This is a genomic window from Chitinophaga pendula, assembly GCF_020386615.1.
GTDB lineage: Bacteria > Bacteroidota > Bacteroidia > Chitinophagales > Chitinophagaceae > Chitinophaga > Chitinophaga pendula.
The window spans coordinates 633,889-652,216 of sequence record NZ_CP077769.1 but is presented as its reverse complement, the minus strand read 5'-3'; the positions used below and the strand labels follow the sequence as shown (position 1 = coordinate 652,216).

The 18,328-nt window shown below is 49.7% G+C and carries 20 protein-coding genes; 10 read left to right on the top strand and 10 right to left on the bottom strand.

The annotated features are described in order from the left end of the window. The first annotated feature begins 256 nt into the window (after positions 1-256). Together KTO58_RS02640 and KTO58_RS02635 are read left to right on the top strand one after the other, a co-directional pair. Positions 257-904: a DUF4136 domain-containing protein gene (locus KTO58_RS02640; RefSeq protein ID WP_095840873.1), complete on the top strand. Its 648-nt coding sequence runs from the start codon at positions 257-259 to the stop codon at positions 902-904. A gap of 19 nt (positions 905-923) precedes the next feature. Next, a complete protein-coding gene (locus KTO58_RS02635) occupies positions 924-1,544 on the top strand; it encodes an OmpW family outer membrane protein (RefSeq protein ID WP_095840874.1) in 621 nt (206 codons plus the stop codon). 108 nt (positions 1,545-1,652) lie between these two features. On the opposite strand, the gene KTO58_RS02630 is transcribed toward KTO58_RS02635, so the two are convergent. Both KTO58_RS02630 and KTO58_RS02625 read right to left on the bottom strand, forming a co-directional pair. Then, a complete protein-coding gene (locus KTO58_RS02630; RefSeq protein ID WP_157753229.1) occupies positions 1,653-2,663 on the bottom strand; it encodes an FAD:protein FMN transferase in 1,011 nt (336 codons plus the stop codon). Positions 2,664-2,679: 16 nt separating this feature from the next. Then, the gene (locus KTO58_RS02625; RefSeq protein ID WP_095841738.1) at positions 2,680-3,858 is read right to left on the bottom strand and encodes an acyl-CoA dehydrogenase family protein; all 1,179 of its coding nucleotides are present in this window, start codon (positions 3,856-3,858) and stop codon (positions 2,680-2,682) included. A 159-nt stretch (positions 3,859-4,017) separates the two neighbouring features. On the opposite strand from KTO58_RS02625, the gene KTO58_RS02620 reads away from it, so the two are divergent. Continuing rightward, complete coding sequence (locus KTO58_RS02620) at positions 4,018-4,443, top strand: YciI family protein (RefSeq protein WP_095840876.1); 426 nt, start codon at positions 4,018-4,020, stop codon at positions 4,441-4,443. A 78-nt stretch (positions 4,444-4,521) separates the two neighbouring features. Here KTO58_RS02620 and KTO58_RS02615 read toward each other — a convergent pair whose 3' ends face one another. Both KTO58_RS02615 and pyrF read right to left on the bottom strand, forming a co-directional pair. Further along, positions 4,522-5,187: a 3-keto-alpha-glucoside-1,2-lyase-like domain-containing protein gene (locus KTO58_RS02615; RefSeq protein ID WP_157753230.1), complete on the bottom strand. Its 666-nt coding sequence runs from the start codon at positions 5,185-5,187 to the stop codon at positions 4,522-4,524. Positions 5,188-5,350: 163 nt separating this feature from the next. Continuing rightward, complete coding sequence (gene pyrF / locus KTO58_RS02610) at positions 5,351-6,163, bottom strand: orotidine-5'-phosphate decarboxylase (protein WP_095840878.1); 813 nt, start codon at positions 6,161-6,163, stop codon at positions 5,351-5,353. A gap of 319 nt (positions 6,164-6,482) precedes the next feature. On the opposite strand from pyrF, the gene KTO58_RS02605 reads away from it, so the two are divergent. The 3 genes from KTO58_RS02605 (at position 6,483) to KTO58_RS02595 (ending at position 9,513) form a co-directional block, all read left to right on the top strand. After that, entirely contained in the window at positions 6,483-7,094 is a 612-nt protein-coding gene (locus KTO58_RS02605) for an HAD family hydrolase (RefSeq protein ID WP_095840879.1), read from the top strand. Positions 7,095-7,248: 154 nt separating this feature from the next. Then, complete coding sequence (locus KTO58_RS02600; RefSeq protein ID WP_095840880.1) at positions 7,249-8,124, top strand: sugar phosphate isomerase/epimerase family protein; 876 nt, start codon at positions 7,249-7,251, stop codon at positions 8,122-8,124. A gap of 27 nt (positions 8,125-8,151) precedes the next feature. Beyond that, complete coding sequence (locus tag KTO58_RS02595; RefSeq protein WP_095840881.1) at positions 8,152-9,513, top strand: Gfo/Idh/MocA family protein; 1,362 nt, start codon at positions 8,152-8,154, stop codon at positions 9,511-9,513. Positions 9,514-9,657: 144 nt separating this feature from the next. Here KTO58_RS02595 and KTO58_RS02590 read toward each other — a convergent pair whose 3' ends face one another. Continuing rightward, a complete protein-coding gene (locus KTO58_RS02590; protein WP_095840882.1) occupies positions 9,658-10,755 on the bottom strand; it encodes an Mrp/NBP35 family ATP-binding protein in 1,098 nt (365 codons plus the stop codon). A gap of 140 nt (positions 10,756-10,895) precedes the next feature. Between KTO58_RS02590 and KTO58_RS02585 the strand changes: the two genes are divergently transcribed. The 3 genes from KTO58_RS02585 to KTO58_RS02575 all read left to right on the top strand — a co-directional run bounded on the left by KTO58_RS02585 (position 10,896) and on the right by KTO58_RS02575 (position 13,914). Further along, the gene (locus KTO58_RS02585; RefSeq protein ID WP_095840883.1) at positions 10,896-11,543 is read left to right on the top strand and encodes a carboxypeptidase-like regulatory domain-containing protein; all 648 of its coding nucleotides are present in this window, start codon (positions 10,896-10,898) and stop codon (positions 11,541-11,543) included. A 163-nt stretch (positions 11,544-11,706) separates the two neighbouring features. Continuing rightward, positions 11,707-12,594: a 3-hydroxyacyl-CoA dehydrogenase family protein gene (locus KTO58_RS02580; RefSeq protein WP_095840884.1), complete on the top strand. Its 888-nt coding sequence runs from the start codon at positions 11,707-11,709 to the stop codon at positions 12,592-12,594. A gap of 75 nt (positions 12,595-12,669) precedes the next feature. Next, entirely contained in the window at positions 12,670-13,914 is a 1,245-nt protein-coding gene (locus KTO58_RS02575) for a DUF6786 family protein (RefSeq protein ID WP_095840885.1), read from the top strand. Positions 13,915-13,920: 6 nt separating this feature from the next. Here the strand turns inward: KTO58_RS02575 and KTO58_RS02570 are convergent, their stop codons facing one another. After that, on the bottom strand, positions 13,921-14,517 hold the full coding sequence (locus KTO58_RS02570; RefSeq protein WP_095840886.1) for an IMPACT family protein: 597 nt from the start codon (positions 14,515-14,517) through the stop codon (positions 13,921-13,923). A 32-nt stretch (positions 14,518-14,549) separates the two neighbouring features. Beyond that, positions 14,550-15,596 carry a bifunctional diaminohydroxyphosphoribosylaminopyrimidine deaminase/5-amino-6-(5-phosphoribosylamino)uracil reductase RibD gene (gene ribD / locus KTO58_RS02565; RefSeq protein WP_095840887.1) on the bottom strand — a complete coding sequence of 349 codons (1,047 nt, stop codon included), beginning with the start codon at positions 15,594-15,596 and terminating at the stop codon, positions 14,550-14,552. Between the two features lie 19 nt (positions 15,597-15,615). On the opposite strand from ribD, the gene prmC reads away from it, so the two are divergent. Further along, complete coding sequence (prmC, locus tag KTO58_RS02560; protein ID WP_198315046.1) at positions 15,616-16,536, top strand: peptide chain release factor N(5)-glutamine methyltransferase; 921 nt, start codon at positions 15,616-15,618, stop codon at positions 16,534-16,536. A gap of 15 nt (positions 16,537-16,551) precedes the next feature. Here prmC and KTO58_RS02555 read toward each other — a convergent pair whose 3' ends face one another. The 3 genes from KTO58_RS02555 to KTO58_RS02545 form a co-directional block, all read right to left on the bottom strand. Beyond that, a complete protein-coding gene (locus KTO58_RS02555; protein WP_095840888.1) occupies positions 16,552-17,046 on the bottom strand; it encodes a GNAT family N-acetyltransferase in 495 nt (164 codons plus the stop codon). A gap of 73 nt (positions 17,047-17,119) precedes the next feature. Beyond that, positions 17,120-17,530: an ExbD/TolR family protein gene (locus tag KTO58_RS02550; RefSeq protein WP_095840889.1), complete on the bottom strand. Its 411-nt coding sequence runs from the start codon at positions 17,528-17,530 to the stop codon at positions 17,120-17,122. Positions 17,531-17,575: 45 nt separating this feature from the next. Then, positions 17,576-18,292 (bottom strand): MotA/TolQ/ExbB proton channel family protein, encoded by a 717-nt coding sequence (locus tag KTO58_RS02545; RefSeq protein ID WP_095840890.1) that lies wholly within the window; start codon positions 18,290-18,292, stop codon positions 17,576-17,578. Positions 18,293-18,328 lie beyond the last annotated feature (36 nt).

The window sequence follows — 18,328 nt, the reverse complement described above, 5'->3', positions numbered from 1 at the left end:
GAATGCTACGGGAATGCTATAGGAATGCTATAGCCAGGGGGGAAGGCAGCGGCTCACTCCGGTTTAACATTTCTTTAGGAAGAACTTAACATTTCTACTGTAAACCAGGTGTAACATCTGCCATTCTAACGCGTTGAATGTTAGAAGGTAATGTTTTACTGCTTTACAGGGGGACCATGTAACAGACGAACCCGCGGATAGGTCTGCCGCTTAGCCACTCCTGCAACGTTACATCACATATAAAATACGCGAGAATATGAAAAGGACCATTTATTTACTGAGTGTAGCAGCCGCCGTGATCGGCACCCTGTCACTAGCCGGCTGCAGGAAGGACCCTCTGAAAGATATGTCACCGGAGGAATCCCGTATTTATATCACCAACAAAGACCAGAATGCCAACTTTGCCAGCTACAAAACGGTGAGTATTGTCGATTCGGTGGCAGTTATCAACAATCGTGACCAGGCCAAGAAGGAGTTGACGGACTATGACAAACAACTAATTGCGTCGGTGAAGACGCAGTTGCAAGCGAAAGGGTACATACTGGTAGACAAGACGGCTAAACCCGACCTGGCGATCAACCTGACCCGTATGGACAATTCCTTCAACAGTGTGTACTATGATCCCGGTTACTGGACAGGCTGGGGTGGCTATTGGGACCCTGGTTACTGGGGTTTTCCCGGTTACGGTTACTTCTTCCCCTCCTACTATGTCGTATACCGTACCAGTGAGAAGTCGGTGGTGATTGACCTCCTGGATCTGAAGAACCAACAGGACAAGCAGCTACACGCGGTGTGGAATGCGTTGTTACGCGGTACGGGTGTATGGAATCTCAATAATGTGGACAGTATGATCAAGCAGGTGTTTGACCAATCTGCCTATCTGACTAACAAAACCAACGGTTAAACAATTAAAGCGATTGACGATGAAAAGCATAAAAAACTGGATACTGTTGCTGGCAGGTTGTTTGGGTATGCAGGCGGCTACTGCGCAGGTGCGTTCCCCGCTGTCAGTGCAGGTGGATTATTCTATTGCCCAACCTCTTGGGTCGCTGAAGGACTATGCTAACAAAACAAGTTTCCGTGGCTGGCGTGCAGGTTTACAATACTCGCTGAACGACCGGTTTTCGGTAGGGCTGCGGACGGGTTACCAGGACTACTATGAGCGGCTGCCACGGGCGGTATACCCTGATAAGAGCGGTGATATTTCTGCTGTGCAGACACGTACCTTACAGGTCATCCCGATACTGGCCACTGCGCAATATCAGCTCACCAAACCGGAATCGGCGGTGATCCCTTATGTAGGCATAGGTATTGGCGGCGCTCATCTTAACTATGAAAAATACTGGGGGCAGTTTGTAGAGCAGGAAAAGAAGTGGGCCTTCCAGGTAGCGCCGGAAGTAGGTGTGAATATCCCCTTCGGCAGGACCTCCCCATTACTGTTCAATGCCAGCGTACAATACAATTATTCTCCTTACAATGTAGGAGAGATCACGAGCTTCAACGCGGTACAGGCGAATGTGGGCTTGCGATTACATATCAACTAAATAAGCAGGCAACATGGGTATGCCGGTCTTTTCCCGTTCATACCCATATTCCCGCCTACCTGGTAGTGAGAGCTGCCAGGTAAGCGGGAATATCTTCTGGAGGCGTTGTTATTCTGCTGCTTCCAGGTAGGTAGCAAATCCGGGGGAATACCGTTCAGTGATATGCCCCTGTTCATCTTTGAAAATATAGTACACTTCCAGTCCGAACTCCCGGTGCTGTTGTACGAATTTGATTCCTTTCTCCACTCCCATTAATATCAGTGCATTATCAAACCCGTCGGCGGTGATACAGTCTGGAGCAAGGACGGTAACGCTGACGATGTTGCTATGTAATGCGGCGCCGGTGTGCGGGTCGATGGTGTGGGCAAAGCGGGTGCCTCCCTGGTCGAAGAAGCGGCGGTAGTTACCGCTGGTGGCGACGGCTTTGTCATTGAGACGCAGGATGCCGGTGGCAGGCGCTACTTCATCGTCTTCGCCGGAGGGCCGTTCGATACCGACACTCCAGGGCAGTCCTTTCTGGTTGCGGCCTCTGGCTCTCAGCTCCCCTCCTACATCTACCAGGTAGTTACGGATGCCCTGTGCTTCGAGGTAGCGGCCGATCACATCTACGGTATACCCTTGTGCGATACCATTGCAATCTATGGCTACACCCGGCTGCCGTTTGCGCAGCTGCCGCCCTTTCAATTGCAGGTGTTGGTATCCTACGTGACGCATGGCCGCCCGGATGCTATCCGGAGGGGGTACAACGGGATGTGCGGGCCTTACGACACCGAACCCCCACAGATCGACGAGAGGTTTTACCGTAATGTCAAAAGCACCACCGGTCCAGTTACTGACCGATAGTGCTTTTGTGATGACGGCATGCAGGTGTTCGTCGGTGACTACCGCAGTACCGCTATTAAAACGGTTGATGAGTGAGCCGGGCAGGTACAGCGATAGGGATTGGTCGATGACGGCGAAGATAGAATCGAAAGCCTTACGCCGGGACGAGGTATCGCTGTCTGTGAGATATTTGACGATATAGTAGGTACCCTGTGCTTTGCCTTCGCAGACTACCTGTTGTTGAGCATAGGACCGCAGGCAACAGCCTATGGCGCATAAAAAGATCAGAAAACGCATCAACAATAATACACAATTACCGGAAAGCATCCAGGCCTGTTACATCCATGCCCGTGATGAGCAGGTGTATTTCGTGGGTACCTTCGTAGGTGATCACACTTTCCAGGTTCATCATATGGCGCATGATGGGGAACTCGCCGGTGATGCCCATTCCTCCTAATATCTGACGGGCATCGCGGGCGATACGGCTGGCAATTTCGCAGCTGTTCCGTTTGGCCATGGATATCTGTGCAGGGGTGGCTTTGCCTTCATTTTTCAGCACCCCCAGCCGCCAGTTCATCAGCTGGGCTTTGGTGATCTCGGTGATCATCTCTGCCAGCTTTTTCTGTGTGAGCTGGAAGCCGCCGATGGCGCGGTCGAACTGTTTACGCTCTTTAGAATAGCGTAAGGCGGCATCGTAACAATCCATGGCAGCGCCGATCACGCCCCAGGCAATGCCATAACGTGCGGACGACAGGCAGCTGAGGGGACCTTTCAGTCCTTTCACATTGGGCAGTATATTTTCCTTCGGTACTTTAACGTTGTCGAAGACCAGCTCGCCGGTGGCGCTGGCACGCAGGCTCCATTTGCCTTTGGTCTCGGGGGTGGTGAATCCTTCCATACCCCGCTCCACGATGATACCACGGATGACGTTCTGATCATCCTTGGCCCATACTACTGCCACATCTGCAAAAGGCGCATTGGATATCCACATTTTGGCGCCGTTGAGGATCACATGATCTCCTGCGTCTTTGAAGTTAGTGATCATGCTGGAAGGGTCGGAGCCATGATCCGGTTCTGTGAGTCCGAAGCAACCCATCCATTCGCCGCTGGCCAGTTTAGGTAGGTACTTATTGCGTTGCTCTTCGCTACCGAAGGTGTATATGGGGTACATGACGAGCGAGCCCTGCACGGAAGCAGTGGAGCGAATGCCGCTGTCGCCTCTTTCCAGTTCCTGCATCATCAGTCCGTAAGCGATATGATCGAGGCCACCGCCGCCATAAGCGACAGGTATCGTGGGGCCGAAGCAACCCAGTTCACCAAGGCCGGCAAGAATATGAGAAGGGAATTTTGCTTGTTGACAGCTATCTTCAATGATCGGTGATATTTCTTTTTTCACCCATTGACGTACAGATTCACGTATCAGTTTATGTTCTTCGGTTAACAAATCATCCAGCAGAAAATAATCAGGGGATTGAAACAGGTCTTTTAACATGTGGAACTCATTTTGTTGTTTCAGCAATATACTAAATCGGGGCTGACCCACAATTTTTTTAGTGTGCCCCTGACAGGTCCGTGATTTCTTTATGCCGGTAATGTGAATAAGCCCTTGGTTTTGCCAATAACTTACTAACTTCGTGGTAAATAGAAGGTTATGGCAAGCAAAATATTTCCTGCATTGTTGTTGATTGGTTTCCTGGCCGTGATGTTGCTTACATTTAAATCTTCTTCGATCATTCATGCGCCGGCTGCTGCCGGTCAGGCGAATGCGACGGATAGTGCGGCACAAGGCTGGAAAAAATACTGGATGGTGGTATTACGTCCGGGTACCCACCCTTGCCAGGGAGCCGCCGATGAGGCAGCTACTGCCGCGCAGTATCAGTCTTCGCTGGACCGTTTGCAAGCCATGGGCAAGGTGCTGATCGCGGGACCTTTTGATGTACAGCAGGAGCCCTGTGGTATCTTCATTATGAACTGCCGGGATAGTGTGGAAGTGAACCGGCTGATGCATTCCGATACAGCGGTATTGTCGGGTAAGCTGGCATACGATATCCGGCCCTGGTGGACACAGGCACATTAAGACGAACTTTTTTTTACTGATATGCGAAGGCCTTCCCTTAATGGGGGAAGGCCTTCTGTTATTTGTTCGCAGTATCAGTTATTCGGAGGGAGTGATCTGCAGGTTGGCAAATTCGCCACCGGAGTTGTTACCTACCCAGCAGCCCACCTTGCCGGTGCCTTGTTTGCTCAGCTGTTCTATCACCAGGGAAGGGGTGTTTTCGTCGTTGATATATACGCTAACCTGCGGATGTTTGACGGTGATACGCACTTTGACCCATTGGTTAGGATCCGGTGCCGGATGGATGGGCTTTTCGTATTTCCCGGGAAACTGGTTGCGTAGTATTTCCCAATCATATCCCGGTAGGGAGATGTATTGTACGGCGTGATTTCTGCGATCCTGCGTAGGTGCTTTAAAGTTAAAAGGGCGGAGATAGACGGCATCGTACAGACTATCGTTGGTGCCGTGAAAAGCCAGTCCTACAAAACTTTTCTGCAACACATCTTTCCCTTTTACTTCGAAGGTGATGGTGCCATTTGAGAAGTCGGTATCATTAAGCCAGATGATGCCGGCACCCGGCTGTTCGTTGAGGTGTATTCCTTTGTGGCGGCCATCTCCTTTTATCAAGGTTACTTTTCTGTTGACCACTGTTACGCGTGCTTTATTGAATTGTTCTGCAATGTCGATCTGTTGTGCATATACGTTGGCCGTTAGCAACAGTATGCACAGACAGTTAGTGATTGAAGCGATGGTAAAACGATGCATTTTCCATGGTTTTAAGGGTGAAGTATGCTTGATTTTATCAAGTACAGTACCTATGTGTGACAAAGCAATAAAATAGGTATAAAACGGAGAAGATGCAATAAAAAAAGAGGGTACGTCACGATGAACGTACCCTCCGGAAGATGGGAAAATAAAATTCTTTTTATCAAGCCATTTGCATGAGGTATTCTGCCATTTCCTGCTGGAGTGCCTGTGCTGCTTGTCTGGCATCGGTGGCAAAGTCTTCTCCGTTGCCGGCATAAATGATGGAGCGGCTGGCATTGACCAGCAGTCCGCAATCTTTGTTCATGGCATGTGCGGAGATCTCCTGCAGGCTGCCGCCTTGAGCGCCTACACCCGGTACCAGGAAGAAGTGGTCGGGTATGAGCTGGCGGATCGCGCCTAATTGTTCTGCATGGGTGGCGCCTACGACAAACATCATGTTGTCGGGTGTGCCCCAGGAAGCGCAGGTCTTCATCACCTTTTCGTAAAGCAGTTCATCACCCGCCTGTTGTAGCTGGAAATCCTGGCTGCCTTCGTTGGAGGTAAGACCGAGTACGATAGCCCATTTTTCGGAGAATCCGAGGAAGGGCGCTACGCTGTCTTTTCCCATATAGGGAGCGACGGTAACGGAATCGAAATGATAAGTATCGAAGAATGTTTTTGCGTATTGTACGGAGGTATTGCCGATATCGCCCCGTTTAGCATCTGCGATGGTGAAGATACCGGAGGGAATATATTCTACGGTACGTTGCAGGCTTTCCCAGCCGCGGATACCCATACATTCATAAAAAGCTGTATTGATCTTATAGGCTACGCACAAGTCTTTCGTTGCATCGATGATGGCCTTGTTGAAAGCAAATACAGGGTCTGCGTGAGACAACAGGTGTTTAGGGATCTTCTGTATGTCTGTGTCCAGTCCTACGCAAAGATAGGATTGCCGTTCCTTGATAAGCTGTACCAGTTCCTGTCGGTTCATAATTAGATAAATTTGGGGCGCAAAGTTAAGTAAAACTTAATCATTGCAAGTGAACGAAACATATATAATAGACTGCTATAAATAACTCCGCTGCTATAAGTGCGCTCTCTGGAAGAAGGGTACGTAACGTTTCCGGAGTTGGCTGAACAAAACTTTGTACAACTGTCGCTTTCATTTGAGGTCAAGTTAAGCATATTGTGGCGCACCCGGAAATATTTGTTTGCCGAAGATAGCATTGATATTGCCCGTGAAAAAGCACTAACTTAACTTATCAGCAGCCTACGTATTTGCGCTGTTTTTACATAAAAGAATTGACACTATGAATCAATCAGCATTAAAGATACTCTTCCTGGATGTAGGCGGTGTATTGTTGTCAAACGGCTGGGGGCATGAGTCCCGGGAACTGGCCGCCAAGGAGTTTGGATTGAACTATGCAGAGATGGATACTTTGCATGATTTTATTTTCAATGTGTATGAGATCGGCAGTATCTCGCTGGATCAATACCTGGATACGGTGGTGTTTAATCATCCCCGGGATTTTACGCGGGAGGATTTTAAGGCCTTTATGTTTTCCCGTTCCGTAGAGCTACCGGGTATGCTGGCATGGTTGAAAGAGTGGCGGCGGGATTGTGGTTTCCGTATCATTTCGATCAACAATGAAGGCAAGGAATTGAATGACTATCGTATTGAGAAGTTCAAACTGCATCAATGTTTTGACGCGTTTGTGTCTTCGTGCGAGGTGGGATTGCGTAAACCGGACCCGCAGATATTCCGGCTGGCGATGGGTATCGCACAGGCAAGGCCGGAGCAATGTTATTATTTTGACGACCGGCTGATGCTGGTAAAGACAGCAGAAAAGCTGGGTATCAATGCTTTTCACCACCAATCATTCGAGCAGACCCAATCCCTGCTACAGAACCTGACCCGTTAAACAATTAGCTGTATTACTACCGCTGTGCCGTTATGCACCGGTAGTAATACTATTTTCTCTCCTTTCAGTAAATCTGCCCCCGGATTTTGATTTTCGGAATATAGTTGCTAACTTTTCTTTCCACTAATCAGCGATAAATCTTCGTTCCACGTATATGAAAAAGCGATTCCTCTTACTAGTTTTCGTCATTATTGCCAGCATATTGCAATCGAATGCACAAAAGCGGTATCCTGCTTTGGGCGTAGCGACCAGTTATGACAATGACAGTGTTTTATATGCGGCTGGTTTTGTATACATCGAGGAGACGGTGCGCAAGTTGTTATCCCCATCGGTGGAGGCGTCTGTATTCCGGGAGCAGGTGGCGCAGTTGCGGCGTTCGCGTTGCAAGATCGAGACCTGTAACCTGTTTATCCCGGCAGAGATCAAGATCGTAGGGCCGGCAGTGCAGGAGGAGCGGGTACTGGGATATGTGGATACGGTGATGCAGCGGGCCAGGGCAGCGGGCATCCGGCTGATCGTACTGGGCAGTGGCGGAGCGCGTAAGCTGCCCGACGGGATGACGCCGGCGGAAGCCAAACCGGCCTTTATCGCGTTGTGCCGCAAGATGGCGCAGATCGCCGCCCGTTATGATTGTACTATCGCCATGGAAAATCTCAACAGTACGGAGACCAATTTCATCAACACCTTACAGGAAGCTAACGAGGTGGTGACTGCTATTGCGCATCCGCGTTTTAAGCTGACAGCGGATATCTATCATATGTTAAAAGAAGGAGAGACTGCTGCCAGTATTGAAAAAGCGGGGGCTAACCTGGTACACTGTCATATTGCGGAGCGGGAGAAACGGACGGCACCGGGAGTGGCCGGGGATGATTTCCGGCCTTACTTTGCGGCGTTGAAGCAGATCGGTTTTAAGGGCCGTATCATGGTAGAATCCCGCTGGGGGAATATAGCGGCAGAATGCGGGCCGGCCATCGCTTACCTGCAGCAGCAGCTGGCCGCCGCATATGATAAAGGATATACTTCCAAGTAAAAATTCTAAATCGCAAATAAGATGTCAATGTCAACGAAATCACGCCGTGAATTCCTGAAGCAGTCGCTGCTGGGTGGCGCTGGTATTACGATCAGTGCTATGGGTATGCCGGCAAGCAGCTATGCGCGTATATTAGGCGCTAATGATCGTGTCAATGTAGGATTGGTAGGTTTTTCAGACCGGGCCAGGCAGGCATTGCTGCCTTGTTTCTTCAATCATCATAAGGAGCTGAACTTTGACATGATCGCCGTGTCGGACATATGGAGCCGTCGCCGGGAGGAAGGCAAAGCTTTCCTGGAGCAACGTGCAGGGCACAAAGTACAGGCCTGTATGAACAACGACGAGTTGTATCGTATCAAGGACCTGGATGCGGTGATCATTGCATCTGCTGACTTTCAGCACGCTTATCACACGATAGAGGCGGTGAAAGCGAAATGTGATGTGTATAGTGAGAAACCATTTGCGGAGACGATGAAAGACGCCCGTGATGCGCTGAAAGCGGTGAAAGCATCGGGCAAGATCTTCCAGGTAGGTACCCAACGCCGTAGTGGCCCGGGGTATCATGCGGCAGCGAAGTTCATACAGGAAGGTAAGTTCGGACCTATCACGATGGTAGAGATGACATGGAATGTGAATCAGCCAGGGCGCTGGCGCCGGCCGGAGCTGGTAAAACAGATCAAAGAATCGGATACGGACTGGAAACGTTTCCTGGCGGGTCGTCCACAGGATAGCTGGGACCCACGTAAGTACCTGGAATATCGCTTGTTCTGGCCTTACTCTTCCGGTATATTCGGGCAATGGATGACTCACCAGATCGATACCGTACACTGGTTTAGCGGCCTCAAACATCCGCGCAGCGCGGTGGCCAACGGCGGCATCTATATGTGGAAAGACGGCCGTACCAATGCAGATACGCTGACAGCAGTATTTGACTACGGTCCGCAGAATGATCCATCTACCGGCTTCCAGGTAGTATACAGTTCCCGTTTCCATAACTCAGCAGGTGGCACCAAAGAAGTATACTTTTCTAATGGTGGTACCATTGATATGGCCAACAACAAAATAACACCTACCGGTGGATTGACGGAGCGGGAAGCGCAGGAAATGGGGTTGCATGCCAACCAGCTGCCGGAGATGACATTAGTAAGCAAAGCAGCGTCTGTAGCTGCCGGCGCCAACACCGGCGGCGATCCTACTACGGATGCGCACGTGCAGAACTGGATGGAGAGTGTACGGGCCCGTAAGCAACCCAACGCGCCGATAGAAGCGGCCTACTCCCACTCTATTGCGCTGATTATGGGTACGGCAGCGTATCGCACCGGAGAGAAAGCCACCTTTGATGAAGCTACACAAGAGGTGATGGTAGGAGGTAAAGTATTTACCCTGTAATTACCGAAAGATAACGTTGCACCCTATACGATCATGATGACTGCCAATGCAGGTGCGGATAGTGCAAAAGGTTATAAAAGCGACAGGAGAAATGGATGGGGCGTTGCACCTTCCATTTCTCCTGTTATTTTATGGGCGGTCGTACTATTGTACGATCTCTACGATCTTGGAGGGCGCCATGTTTGCGTTGCGCATGGCGATACTTCTGGCAGCATTGCCGGCAAACTCCATGAATGCCTGCTTGCTGATCTTGTCGTCGCCGAGCATCGCTGGTTTTCCATCATCGCCACCTTCCCGGATGCTTTGCACCAGCGGTATCTGTCCGAGGAAGGGTATTTCCAGGTCTTCGGCGAGGTATTTACCCCCATCTTTTCCGAAGATGTAGTACTTGTTATCCGGCAGTTCGGCGGGTGTGAAGTAAGACATATTTTCGACGAGACCGAGGATAGGTACTTTGATCTGGGAGCCGCTGAACATAGCGATACCTTTTTTGGCATCAGCAAGGGCTACATCCTGTGGGGTGGTGACCATGATAGCACCGGTGACAGGTACGGTCTGTACGAGGGTGAGGTGGATATCGCCGGTACCGGGAGGCATATCGATGATGAGGTAGTCGAGTTCATCCCAGTATACATCGGTGATGAACTGTTTGAGGGCGGAGCTGGCCATAGGACCACGCCATACTACTGCTTGTCTTTCGTCTATCAGCAGTCCGATGGACATGACCTTGATGCCGTATTTTTCCAGGGGAACGATCATGCCTTTGCCTTCTACGTTTACCATCATAGGACGTTCGCCACGAACGCCGAACATAATGGGAACGGAGGGACCATAGATATCGGCATCCATCAGGCCTACTTTAGCGCCATCGGCAGCCAGTGCAAGGGCGAGGTTGGCCGCTACAGTAGATTTTCCTACTCCACCTTTACCGGAAGCCACTACGATGATATTTTTCACGTTGGGTAAGGTAGCTCTGGCGTCTTTGCGGTTGGAGCTTACGTTAGCGGTCATATTCACCTGTACTTTTGCCTCTTTGCTAACGAGGTGATGTACCGCATTTACGCAGGCATTACGGATCATGTCCTTCATAGGGCATGCCGGTGTGGTCAGTACTACTGTAAACTTAACTTCATTGCCATCTATCTCTATGTCCTTCACCATGTTCAGCGTCACCAGGTCCTTCCCCAGATCGGGTTCCTCCACGTTACTCAGGGCCTGTAGTATCTGCTCTTTCGTGATCATAAATTGTTGTTAAATTTGATTTCAGACAGCAAAGTTAACCCAATTGAAACTTAATTTGTCTTAATATTTGTATAGTTTTTGTCTATGCCTTGATAGCAGCGGCGGAGACATTCCTACAATTTTCTTTATCTTAGGGCCGCATGCAGAAGAAGAGTTCCTACATACTGTTTTGGGTATTATTACTGTCACCGTTTTTTGTCAAAGCGCAGATCACACAGTTTAAAGATAGCATCATCCAGATATCCGGTCTTACCATGACGGCAGACAGCTTGCGGGCGATCCCGGCAGTGAGTATACTGGTAAGAGGACAGGGCCGTGGTACTATTTCCAATTCCCAGGGGGTGTTCTCTATCGTTGCCTTTAAAGGCGATACCCTCTCTTTCAGTGCTGTAGGCTTTAAAAGAAAGGATTATAAGATACCAAACGGTTTGCAAGGCAATAATTTCTCCATGATACAGCTGCTGGTAGAAGACACGACTTATCTGCCGGTGACCATCATCAAACCATATCCTACCAAAGAAGAGTTTGAAAAAGCATTTGCCTCTATGGATATCCCGGACGATGCCTATGAGATCGCCCGCAAGAATACTGAAATGGCCCGCATACGTGCCCTGGCACGTTATACCCCTATCGACGGACGGGAAGGGGTGAATATGTTCCTGCAAAAGCAGGCACAATCGCTTTACTATGCCGGCCAGGTGCCTCCACAGAATATCTTTAATCCGCTGGCCTGGGCACAGTTTATCCAAGCCTGGAAACGAGGGGATTTTAAACGGAAAGATGACTAACACCTGATTTGTTCCTGCATATTTACGGTTATTATTTTCTTGGCTGCTGCGGGCTGACATGGCATTGCCAGTGGCTGCACACGGAAGCTTTTACAGTAGTGTAAGCTTTGAATTGTCGCATAATTCACTTTAATTCGTGGTATTAAGCACAAATCTATACACCATGCAAAAGATCGCAGTAATAGGCGCTGGTACTATGGGCAACGGTATTGCCCACGTGTTTGCACAGTACGGCCATTCCGTTAACCTCATAGATGTGGCTGCTCCTGCCCTGGAAAAAGCCCTGGCCACCATCGGCAAGAACCTCGAAAGACAGGTCAGCAAAGGCACCATCAATGCTGAACAGCAAGCTCAGACACTTAAAAACATCACCACGTATACGGATATCGCCAACGGCGTAAAAGAGGTAGCGCTGGTAATAGAAGCAGCAACGGAAAATATCGATCTCAAACTGAAGATCTTCCGCGAGCTGGACCAGGCAGCCGCACCTGATACCATCCTGGCGACCAATACCTCTTCTATCTCCATCACCCGTATCGCCGCGGCTACCAAACGCCCGGAGAAGGTGATCGGCATGCACTTCATGAACCCGGTACCTGTCATGAAACTGGTAGAGATCATCAACGGCTATGCTACCGCTCCGGAAGTGACCGAGCATATCGTTACCCTTAGCCGGCAGCTGGATAAAGTACCCTGTGTCGTGAACGACTATCCGGGCTTCATTGCCAACCGCATCCTGATGCCCATGATCAATGAAGCAATCTATTCTTTGTATGAAGGTGTCGCCGGAGTGGAAGCGATCGATACAGTGATGAAACTCGGCATGGCACATCCAATGGGGCCTTTACAACTGGCAGACTTTATCGGGCTGGATGTATGTCTCTCTATTTTGAAAGTACTCCACGATGGCTTTGGCAATCCGAAATACGCTCCATGTCCTTTACTGGTCAATATGGTAACTGCCGGTTATCTTGGTGCTAAAAGCGGGGAAGGATTTTATAAATACACCCCGGGTAGTAAAGACCTGGTCGTAAGTACCCGCTTCAAATAATACTACTTTCACCCTGCGGATACGCTATCTGCAGGGTGTTTTATATCCATACTCCTATCACGAAAAACCAAATGCATGCGTAACTATACCGGAAAAATCCTGGCGCTCTCTCTTTGTTACAGTCTTATTGCCTGTAAACAAAAGCCCGCTTCTTCCGGTAACCAGCAAGCTACCTTGCAAGCTGCGGCCATTACGTTTGGGGGTGATGTCAGTTTTCTGAAGCAGCATATGGATGCGATCGTGCTGAAAGATAGTACCAGCAAATCGGCTATCGTGGTGGTACCCGCCTGGCAGGGACGGGTGATGACCAGCACGGCTACCGGCGATACCGGTCGTAGTTATGGCTGGATCAACTATGACCTTGTCGAGGATGGACAGCCACAACCGCACATCAACGCCTACGGCGGAGAAGATCGTTTCTGGATGGGCCCTGAAGGTGGCCAGTATGCATTATTCTTTGCACCTGGCAGCCCGTTCGACCGCGAACACTGGCAGACGCCTGCACCATTGGATACGGAGCCCTTTACCGTGATCAGCCAGCAAAAAGCCGCTATCGTACTACAGAAAAAGATGCAGCTGACCAACTACCAGGGAACGGTATTTAACCTGCAGGTAGACCGTACCATCACACTGATCGCGCGGAAGGATATTCCTAATTACCTGGGAGTAGACCTACATAAATCCCTCAAAGCGGTCGCCTACCAAAGTGCCAACGTAGTCACCAATACCGGGCATAACACCTGGGATGTTGCACATGGACTTCCCTCCATCTGGATACTGGGAATGTTCCCTGCGTCTCCGGCCACTACCGTGATCATTCCCTACAAAGGTAAATCGCAGGAGACAGGGCTAGTAAACGATCACTACTTCGGTAAAGTTCCAAAGGAACGGTTAACAATAAACGAAAAGGTCATCCTGTTCAAGGCAGATGCTACCTATCGTAGTAAGATAGGTGTAAAACAGCATAACAGCTATAATTACATGGGTAGTTATGATGCCGTCAATCATGTGCTGACGATCATACAGTTTACATTACCTGCCAAACCATTGTTGTATGTGAACAGTGCCTGGGAGCAACAGGCAGATCCTTATCATGGGGATGCGGTGAATGCGTATAATGACGGTCCTCCTTCGGACTCTGTGAAACCACTCGGTAACTTCTACGAGATGGAAAGCTCCTCTCCTGCTATGCGGCTTACTCCCGGCGGGCATCATGACCATTACCACCGGACCTTCCACATCACGGGTGCAGAAAAGCATCTCAACACCTTGAGCAAATACCTGTTTGGCAGCGACCTATCGTCGCTTATAAAACATTAGCAAAGATCATTTACGTTTTACGACCAGCCCCTGTATATCTCCCAGCCGGAGCATCGCCAGTTCTTCGCTGGCTTTGGGCACACCAATCTCCATCTCACAGAATAATTGTAACTCCTGCGACAGTACGGTGCAGTTGGTCTGTTTTACGACCATCATCACTTCATTCATGGTGGTATAGTCGAAGCTCAGCCGGTATCTGATCTCTACGTTTTTCTGTATAGCAGGTATGAGCTGTAACACCAGTGCTGCGGCTGATTTATAAGCGTTGATCAGGCCGGGTACCCCCAGCAGGGTACCCCCAAAATAGCGGACTACCACTACGAAAGTATCGGTCAGTTGTTTGCTGTCTATTTGTCCTAATATGGGTTTGCCGGCAGAACCGGAAGGTTCGCCGTCGTCTACGGTCCTGTATTGCAGGCCGTCGGTGCCTAAGCGGTAGGCATAGCAGTGATGGGTAGCTTTGGGGTGTTCTTTTTTAACTTCCAGCAATCGTTCTTTCACTTCCTCGGCGGTCTTGACCGGGAAAGCGTATGCGAGGAACTTGCTGCCTCTGTCTTTGAATTCAGCGGTAGCTGTTTTTTCTATTGTAAAGTATGTCTCCATTCCTGTATTTGCAGTCGTGCACTAAGCGGCGACTATTTACGTCTGTAATATCTGATATTATCTCCTTCCAGCCATTCTTCCCGCTGTGGTATATATCCGGGTAATACGGGCGCCGCGGTACCGGGACCGACATATTGCTGCCCGGTGATCACACGAGCTTCATCCCACAGGCCGGCCTCCAGGAAACGTTGTAATACATATGCGCCTCCTTCTACCAGGACGCTCAATACCTGTCTTTCATACAATTGTTGCAATAAGGCCGGTAGTATAGGTTGTCCGAAATCCAGGCGGATACCGGAAGTCTGTGTATAGGTGTCAGGAGGCACCTGTTCGGTGATGAACAGGGTCGGTATACTATCATCCCACACGTGGTGGGTCGGCGGTACTTTAAGGGAGCGATCTATTACCAGCCGCAGCGGATCTTTACCTGTCCACAGGCGGTTGTTAAGCATTGGATTATCTGCCAGTGCGGTGCCGGTGCCCACCAGTATGCTGGCTTCTTCGCTTCTCCAGCGATGGACGAGGCGATTGCTCCAGGTATTGGATATCTTCACCGGCTGTTTGTCCGGCCCTGCGATAAAACCATTCGGATCCTGTGCCCATTTGAGGATGACATAAGGTCGTTGCGCTTCATGATAAGTGAAGAACCGGCGGTTGAGTTCGCGGCATTCCTGCTCGAGGATGCCGGTGCGCACCTGTATGCCGGCGGCGGTCATTTTCTCGATACCTTTGCCTGCTACTTTGGAAAAGGTATCTACACAACCGATGACCACCTGTGGAATACGTTCATGGACGATCAGGTCTGCACAGGGAGGTGTCTTACCAAAATGAGCACAAGGCTCCAGGCTCACATACATTGTAGACAAGGGGATCAGCAACCGGTCTTCCGGCGTTACGCTATGTACACAGTTGACTTCCGCATGGGCTTGCCCATATTGGCGATGATATCCCTCTCCTATGATACGACCTTCATGCACCAGCACAGCGCCTACCATTGGGTTAGGTGCGGCATGTCCGGCCCCCAGTTTTGCCAGGGTGATGCAGCGGCGCATAAATATTTCGTCAGTGATATGGTCCATGGTAGCAAACACTATATTTTTGCAAAAATATCGTTTCAGCCGCTATTTTCCTTTGACTATTAATTCCTTGCAAGCTATTACCATGACCATTCAAGCCGCTTTTGCCTATATAATACACACGATCAGCCCCTTGTACGACAACCGGGAAGCGGCCAATATCGCACATATCGTCATGGAACATATAACGGGTATGAGCCGGCTGGACCGTGTCGTATATAAAGACCGGCCGCTGGAAGCACCGCAGCAACAGCAGCTAGAGACGGCCTTGCAGGCATTGCTCCGTAAAGAGCCGGTACAGTATGTTACCGGCAGCAGCTGGTTTTACGGGCTGGAGTTCACTGTTAGCCCGGATGTATTGATCCCCCGCCCGGAAACGGAAGAGCTGGTATCCTGGATAGTGGAAGAGCTGCAGACCGCCGGCCGGGAGACGGCCCATGTGCTGGACATCGGCACCGGCAGCGGATGTATTCCCATTGCCATCAAAAAGGAATGCCCTTCCGCTACGGTATGGGCCATTGATGTAAGCGTTGGCGCACTGGAGATAGCGGCGCTGAATGCTTCTAAACTCCAACAGGCCGTTCATTTTGAAAAGGTCAATATACTGGAGGAAACGGCCGTGGAAAACCTACCCTTGTTTGATGTGATCGTCAGCAATCCACCTTATATACGGCAGGAAGAACAGGCGGATATGCAACAGCAGGTATGGGGATTTGAGCCTGCGCTGGCACTGTTTGTACCCGATCAGGACCCCTTGTTATTTTACCGGCATATCGGAGCACTGGCGCAGCACAAACTACAGGCCGGGGGCACGCTTTATTTTGAGATCAACGAAGCATATGGTCAGGAAGTGATTACACTGCTAACTGCCCAAGGCTTCCGGGAGCCAACGCTGCGGAAGGATATCTTCGGAAAGGACCGGATGGTGAAGGCCTTCAGATAGTGCTATGCTAGCCTGCTACGACAGTTTATATAAGCGGGCTAGTTTACCATCAACAAACATATCCTGATCGTAAGCAAAGCCGCATTTCAACAATACCTGTTGAGAGGCCTTGTTGCCCGGATCGGTGAGCGCGATGATACCCGGGTGTTTTAACTGATGAACAGCGTATTCCAATGCTCCTTTCACTAACTCGGTCGCATATCCTTTACCCCAGCTTCCCTTTTCGAGCGCATATCCCAATTCGAGTTCCGGTCGGCCTTGCAGGGGCCGTATCATCAGCATACCGATAAAGGCTGCATTGAGCCTGTCTTCTACTATCCAGCGGCCATAGGCAGGAAAGATCTCATAGTTCAATATATTTTCCAGCAGGAAGAGATCAGAATCTTCGCGTTTTTGCACCGGGCGGATGAACTGCATGACTTCGGGGTCTCCGTTGATCCGGAACCAATAATCCCCATCGGTGGGGGTCAGCTGTCTGATCCTGAGTCGGGGGGTGGTGAAGATGTCCATTTGTATTGAATAAATGCTAAAATAAAAAAAAGGAACCAGTTGGTTCCTTTTATATATCAGCTATTACCAGTGATTAGTCTTTGCGGAGGGGATTGGCGGTGGCGAGTACTACTTTAGCCCCTATCTCCCTGGCTACTTCCATGACCTTGACGATATCTTCGACAGGCACGGATTTTTCGGCATTGATAACGATAGTAGGGTCTACCTGTTCTCTTACGAGAGCGGGTACCAGCATTTGTTTAAGGCTCTCGAAGGGTACCCTGTTGGTCCCTACGAAGAACTCGCGTTTATCATTGATGCTGACTACTACGGTCTGTTTTGCCTTGGTATTGCTTTTCGCCTTGGGCAGTGTGAGTTTGATCACGTTAGGATTAGCCAGCGTAGATACGATGAGGAAGAACAGCAGTAATATGAACAAGATATCGTTCAATGCTGAGTTGTGCATTTCCACATGCCGTTTGCCTCTCCTGCTGCGTAAGTTCATACGTTCTGTCGTTAAGCGTTAAAATTAGAAAGCGGTGAAGGATCGTTAGCGGGTTGGCTCCTGCAGCACATCGATAAACTCTGCAGAGGAGGACTCCATTTTATTGATCACTTTATCTATCTGTGCATTCAGGAAGCTATAACCGATGAAGGCAATGATACCGATGATAAGACCGGTAGCGGAGGTGATCATCTTCACATAGATACCACCGGCGATCGTACCCAGAGTAATATCGGAGGTGATGGAGATATTGAAGAACGTCTGGATCATACCGGCGATAGTACCTAGGAACCCGAACATGGGAGCGATACCTGCGATGATAGAGAGAATGACCAGGTTCTTTTCCATCTTGTATATTTCCAGTTTACCCACATTTTCCATAGACTTTTCAATGTTGTCAATGGGCTTGCCGATACGTTGTATACCTTTATCGATCATGCGGGCGATGGCACCGGAGGTATTTTTAGCGAGGGAGCGGGCACCTTGTATATTGCCGGTGGTGATATGATCCCGGATCATCGGCATGAAGTTGTCTTCCAGTTTACCTGCTTTGGCGATAGCGAGGTAACGCTCTACAAAAACGTATACTGCTGCCAGGGAGAGTACAGCTAATGGTATCATCAGCACACCACCTTTCGAAAGCATATCCAGCAGTTTCATTTCCTGGGCAGCGCCGGTAGCAGCAGTGGCTGCATGTGCTACAGTGTCTGCTTTTGGCGCCAGCAGAGTATCCTGCAGTAAAGTAACAAGTCCTAAGAGCATGAATAAAATTTTAACCCTGCAAAAGTATTAATTTCA

Bases quoted from the DNA above. Each gene is read 5' to 3' on its own strand.
- KTO58_RS02640 (WP_095840873.1), top strand. From the start codon at position 257: ATGAAAAGGACCATTTATTTACTGAGTGTAGCAGCCGCCGTGATCGGC.
- KTO58_RS02635 (WP_095840874.1), top strand. From the start codon at position 924: ATGAAAAGCATAAAAAACTGGATACTGTTGCTGGCAGGTTGTTTGGGT.
- KTO58_RS02630 (WP_157753229.1), bottom strand. From the start codon at position 2,663: ATGCGTTTTCTGATCTTTTTATGCGCCATAGGCTGTTGCCTGCGGTCC.
- KTO58_RS02625 (WP_095841738.1), bottom strand. From the start codon at position 3,858: ATGTTAAAAGACCTGTTTCAATCCCCTGATTATTTTCTGCTGGATGAT.
- KTO58_RS02620 (WP_095840876.1), top strand. From the start codon at position 4,018: ATGGCAAGCAAAATATTTCCTGCATTGTTGTTGATTGGTTTCCTGGCC.
- KTO58_RS02615 (WP_157753230.1), bottom strand. From the start codon at position 5,187: ATGCATCGTTTTACCATCGCTTCAATCACTAACTGTCTGTGCATACTG.
- pyrF (WP_095840878.1), bottom strand. From the start codon at position 6,163: ATGAACCGACAGGAACTGGTACAGCTTATCAAGGAACGGCAATCCTAT.
- KTO58_RS02605 (WP_095840879.1), top strand. From the start codon at position 6,483: ATGAATCAATCAGCATTAAAGATACTCTTCCTGGATGTAGGCGGTGTA.
- KTO58_RS02600 (WP_095840880.1), top strand. From the start codon at position 7,249: ATGAAAAAGCGATTCCTCTTACTAGTTTTCGTCATTATTGCCAGCATA.
- KTO58_RS02595 (WP_095840881.1), top strand. From the start codon at position 8,152: ATGTCAACGAAATCACGCCGTGAATTCCTGAAGCAGTCGCTGCTGGGT.
- KTO58_RS02590 (WP_095840882.1), bottom strand. From the start codon at position 10,755: ATGATCACGAAAGAGCAGATACTACAGGCCCTGAGTAACGTGGAGGAA.
- KTO58_RS02585 (WP_095840883.1), top strand. From the start codon at position 10,896: ATGCAGAAGAAGAGTTCCTACATACTGTTTTGGGTATTATTACTGTCA.
- KTO58_RS02580 (WP_095840884.1), top strand. From the start codon at position 11,707: ATGCAAAAGATCGCAGTAATAGGCGCTGGTACTATGGGCAACGGTATT.
- KTO58_RS02575 (WP_095840885.1), top strand. From the start codon at position 12,670: ATGCGTAACTATACCGGAAAAATCCTGGCGCTCTCTCTTTGTTACAGT.
- KTO58_RS02570 (WP_095840886.1), bottom strand. From the start codon at position 14,517: ATGGAGACATACTTTACAATAGAAAAAACAGCTACCGCTGAATTCAAA.
- ribD (WP_095840887.1), bottom strand. From the start codon at position 15,596: ATGGACCATATCACTGACGAAATATTTATGCGCCGCTGCATCACCCTG.
- KTO58_RS02555 (WP_095840888.1), bottom strand. From the start codon at position 17,046: ATGGACATCTTCACCACCCCCCGACTCAGGATCAGACAGCTGACCCCC.
- KTO58_RS02550 (WP_095840889.1), bottom strand. From the start codon at position 17,530: ATGAACTTACGCAGCAGGAGAGGCAAACGGCATGTGGAAATGCACAAC.
- KTO58_RS02545 (WP_095840890.1), bottom strand. From the start codon at position 18,292: ATGCTCTTAGGACTTGTTACTTTACTGCAGGATACTCTGCTGGCGCCA.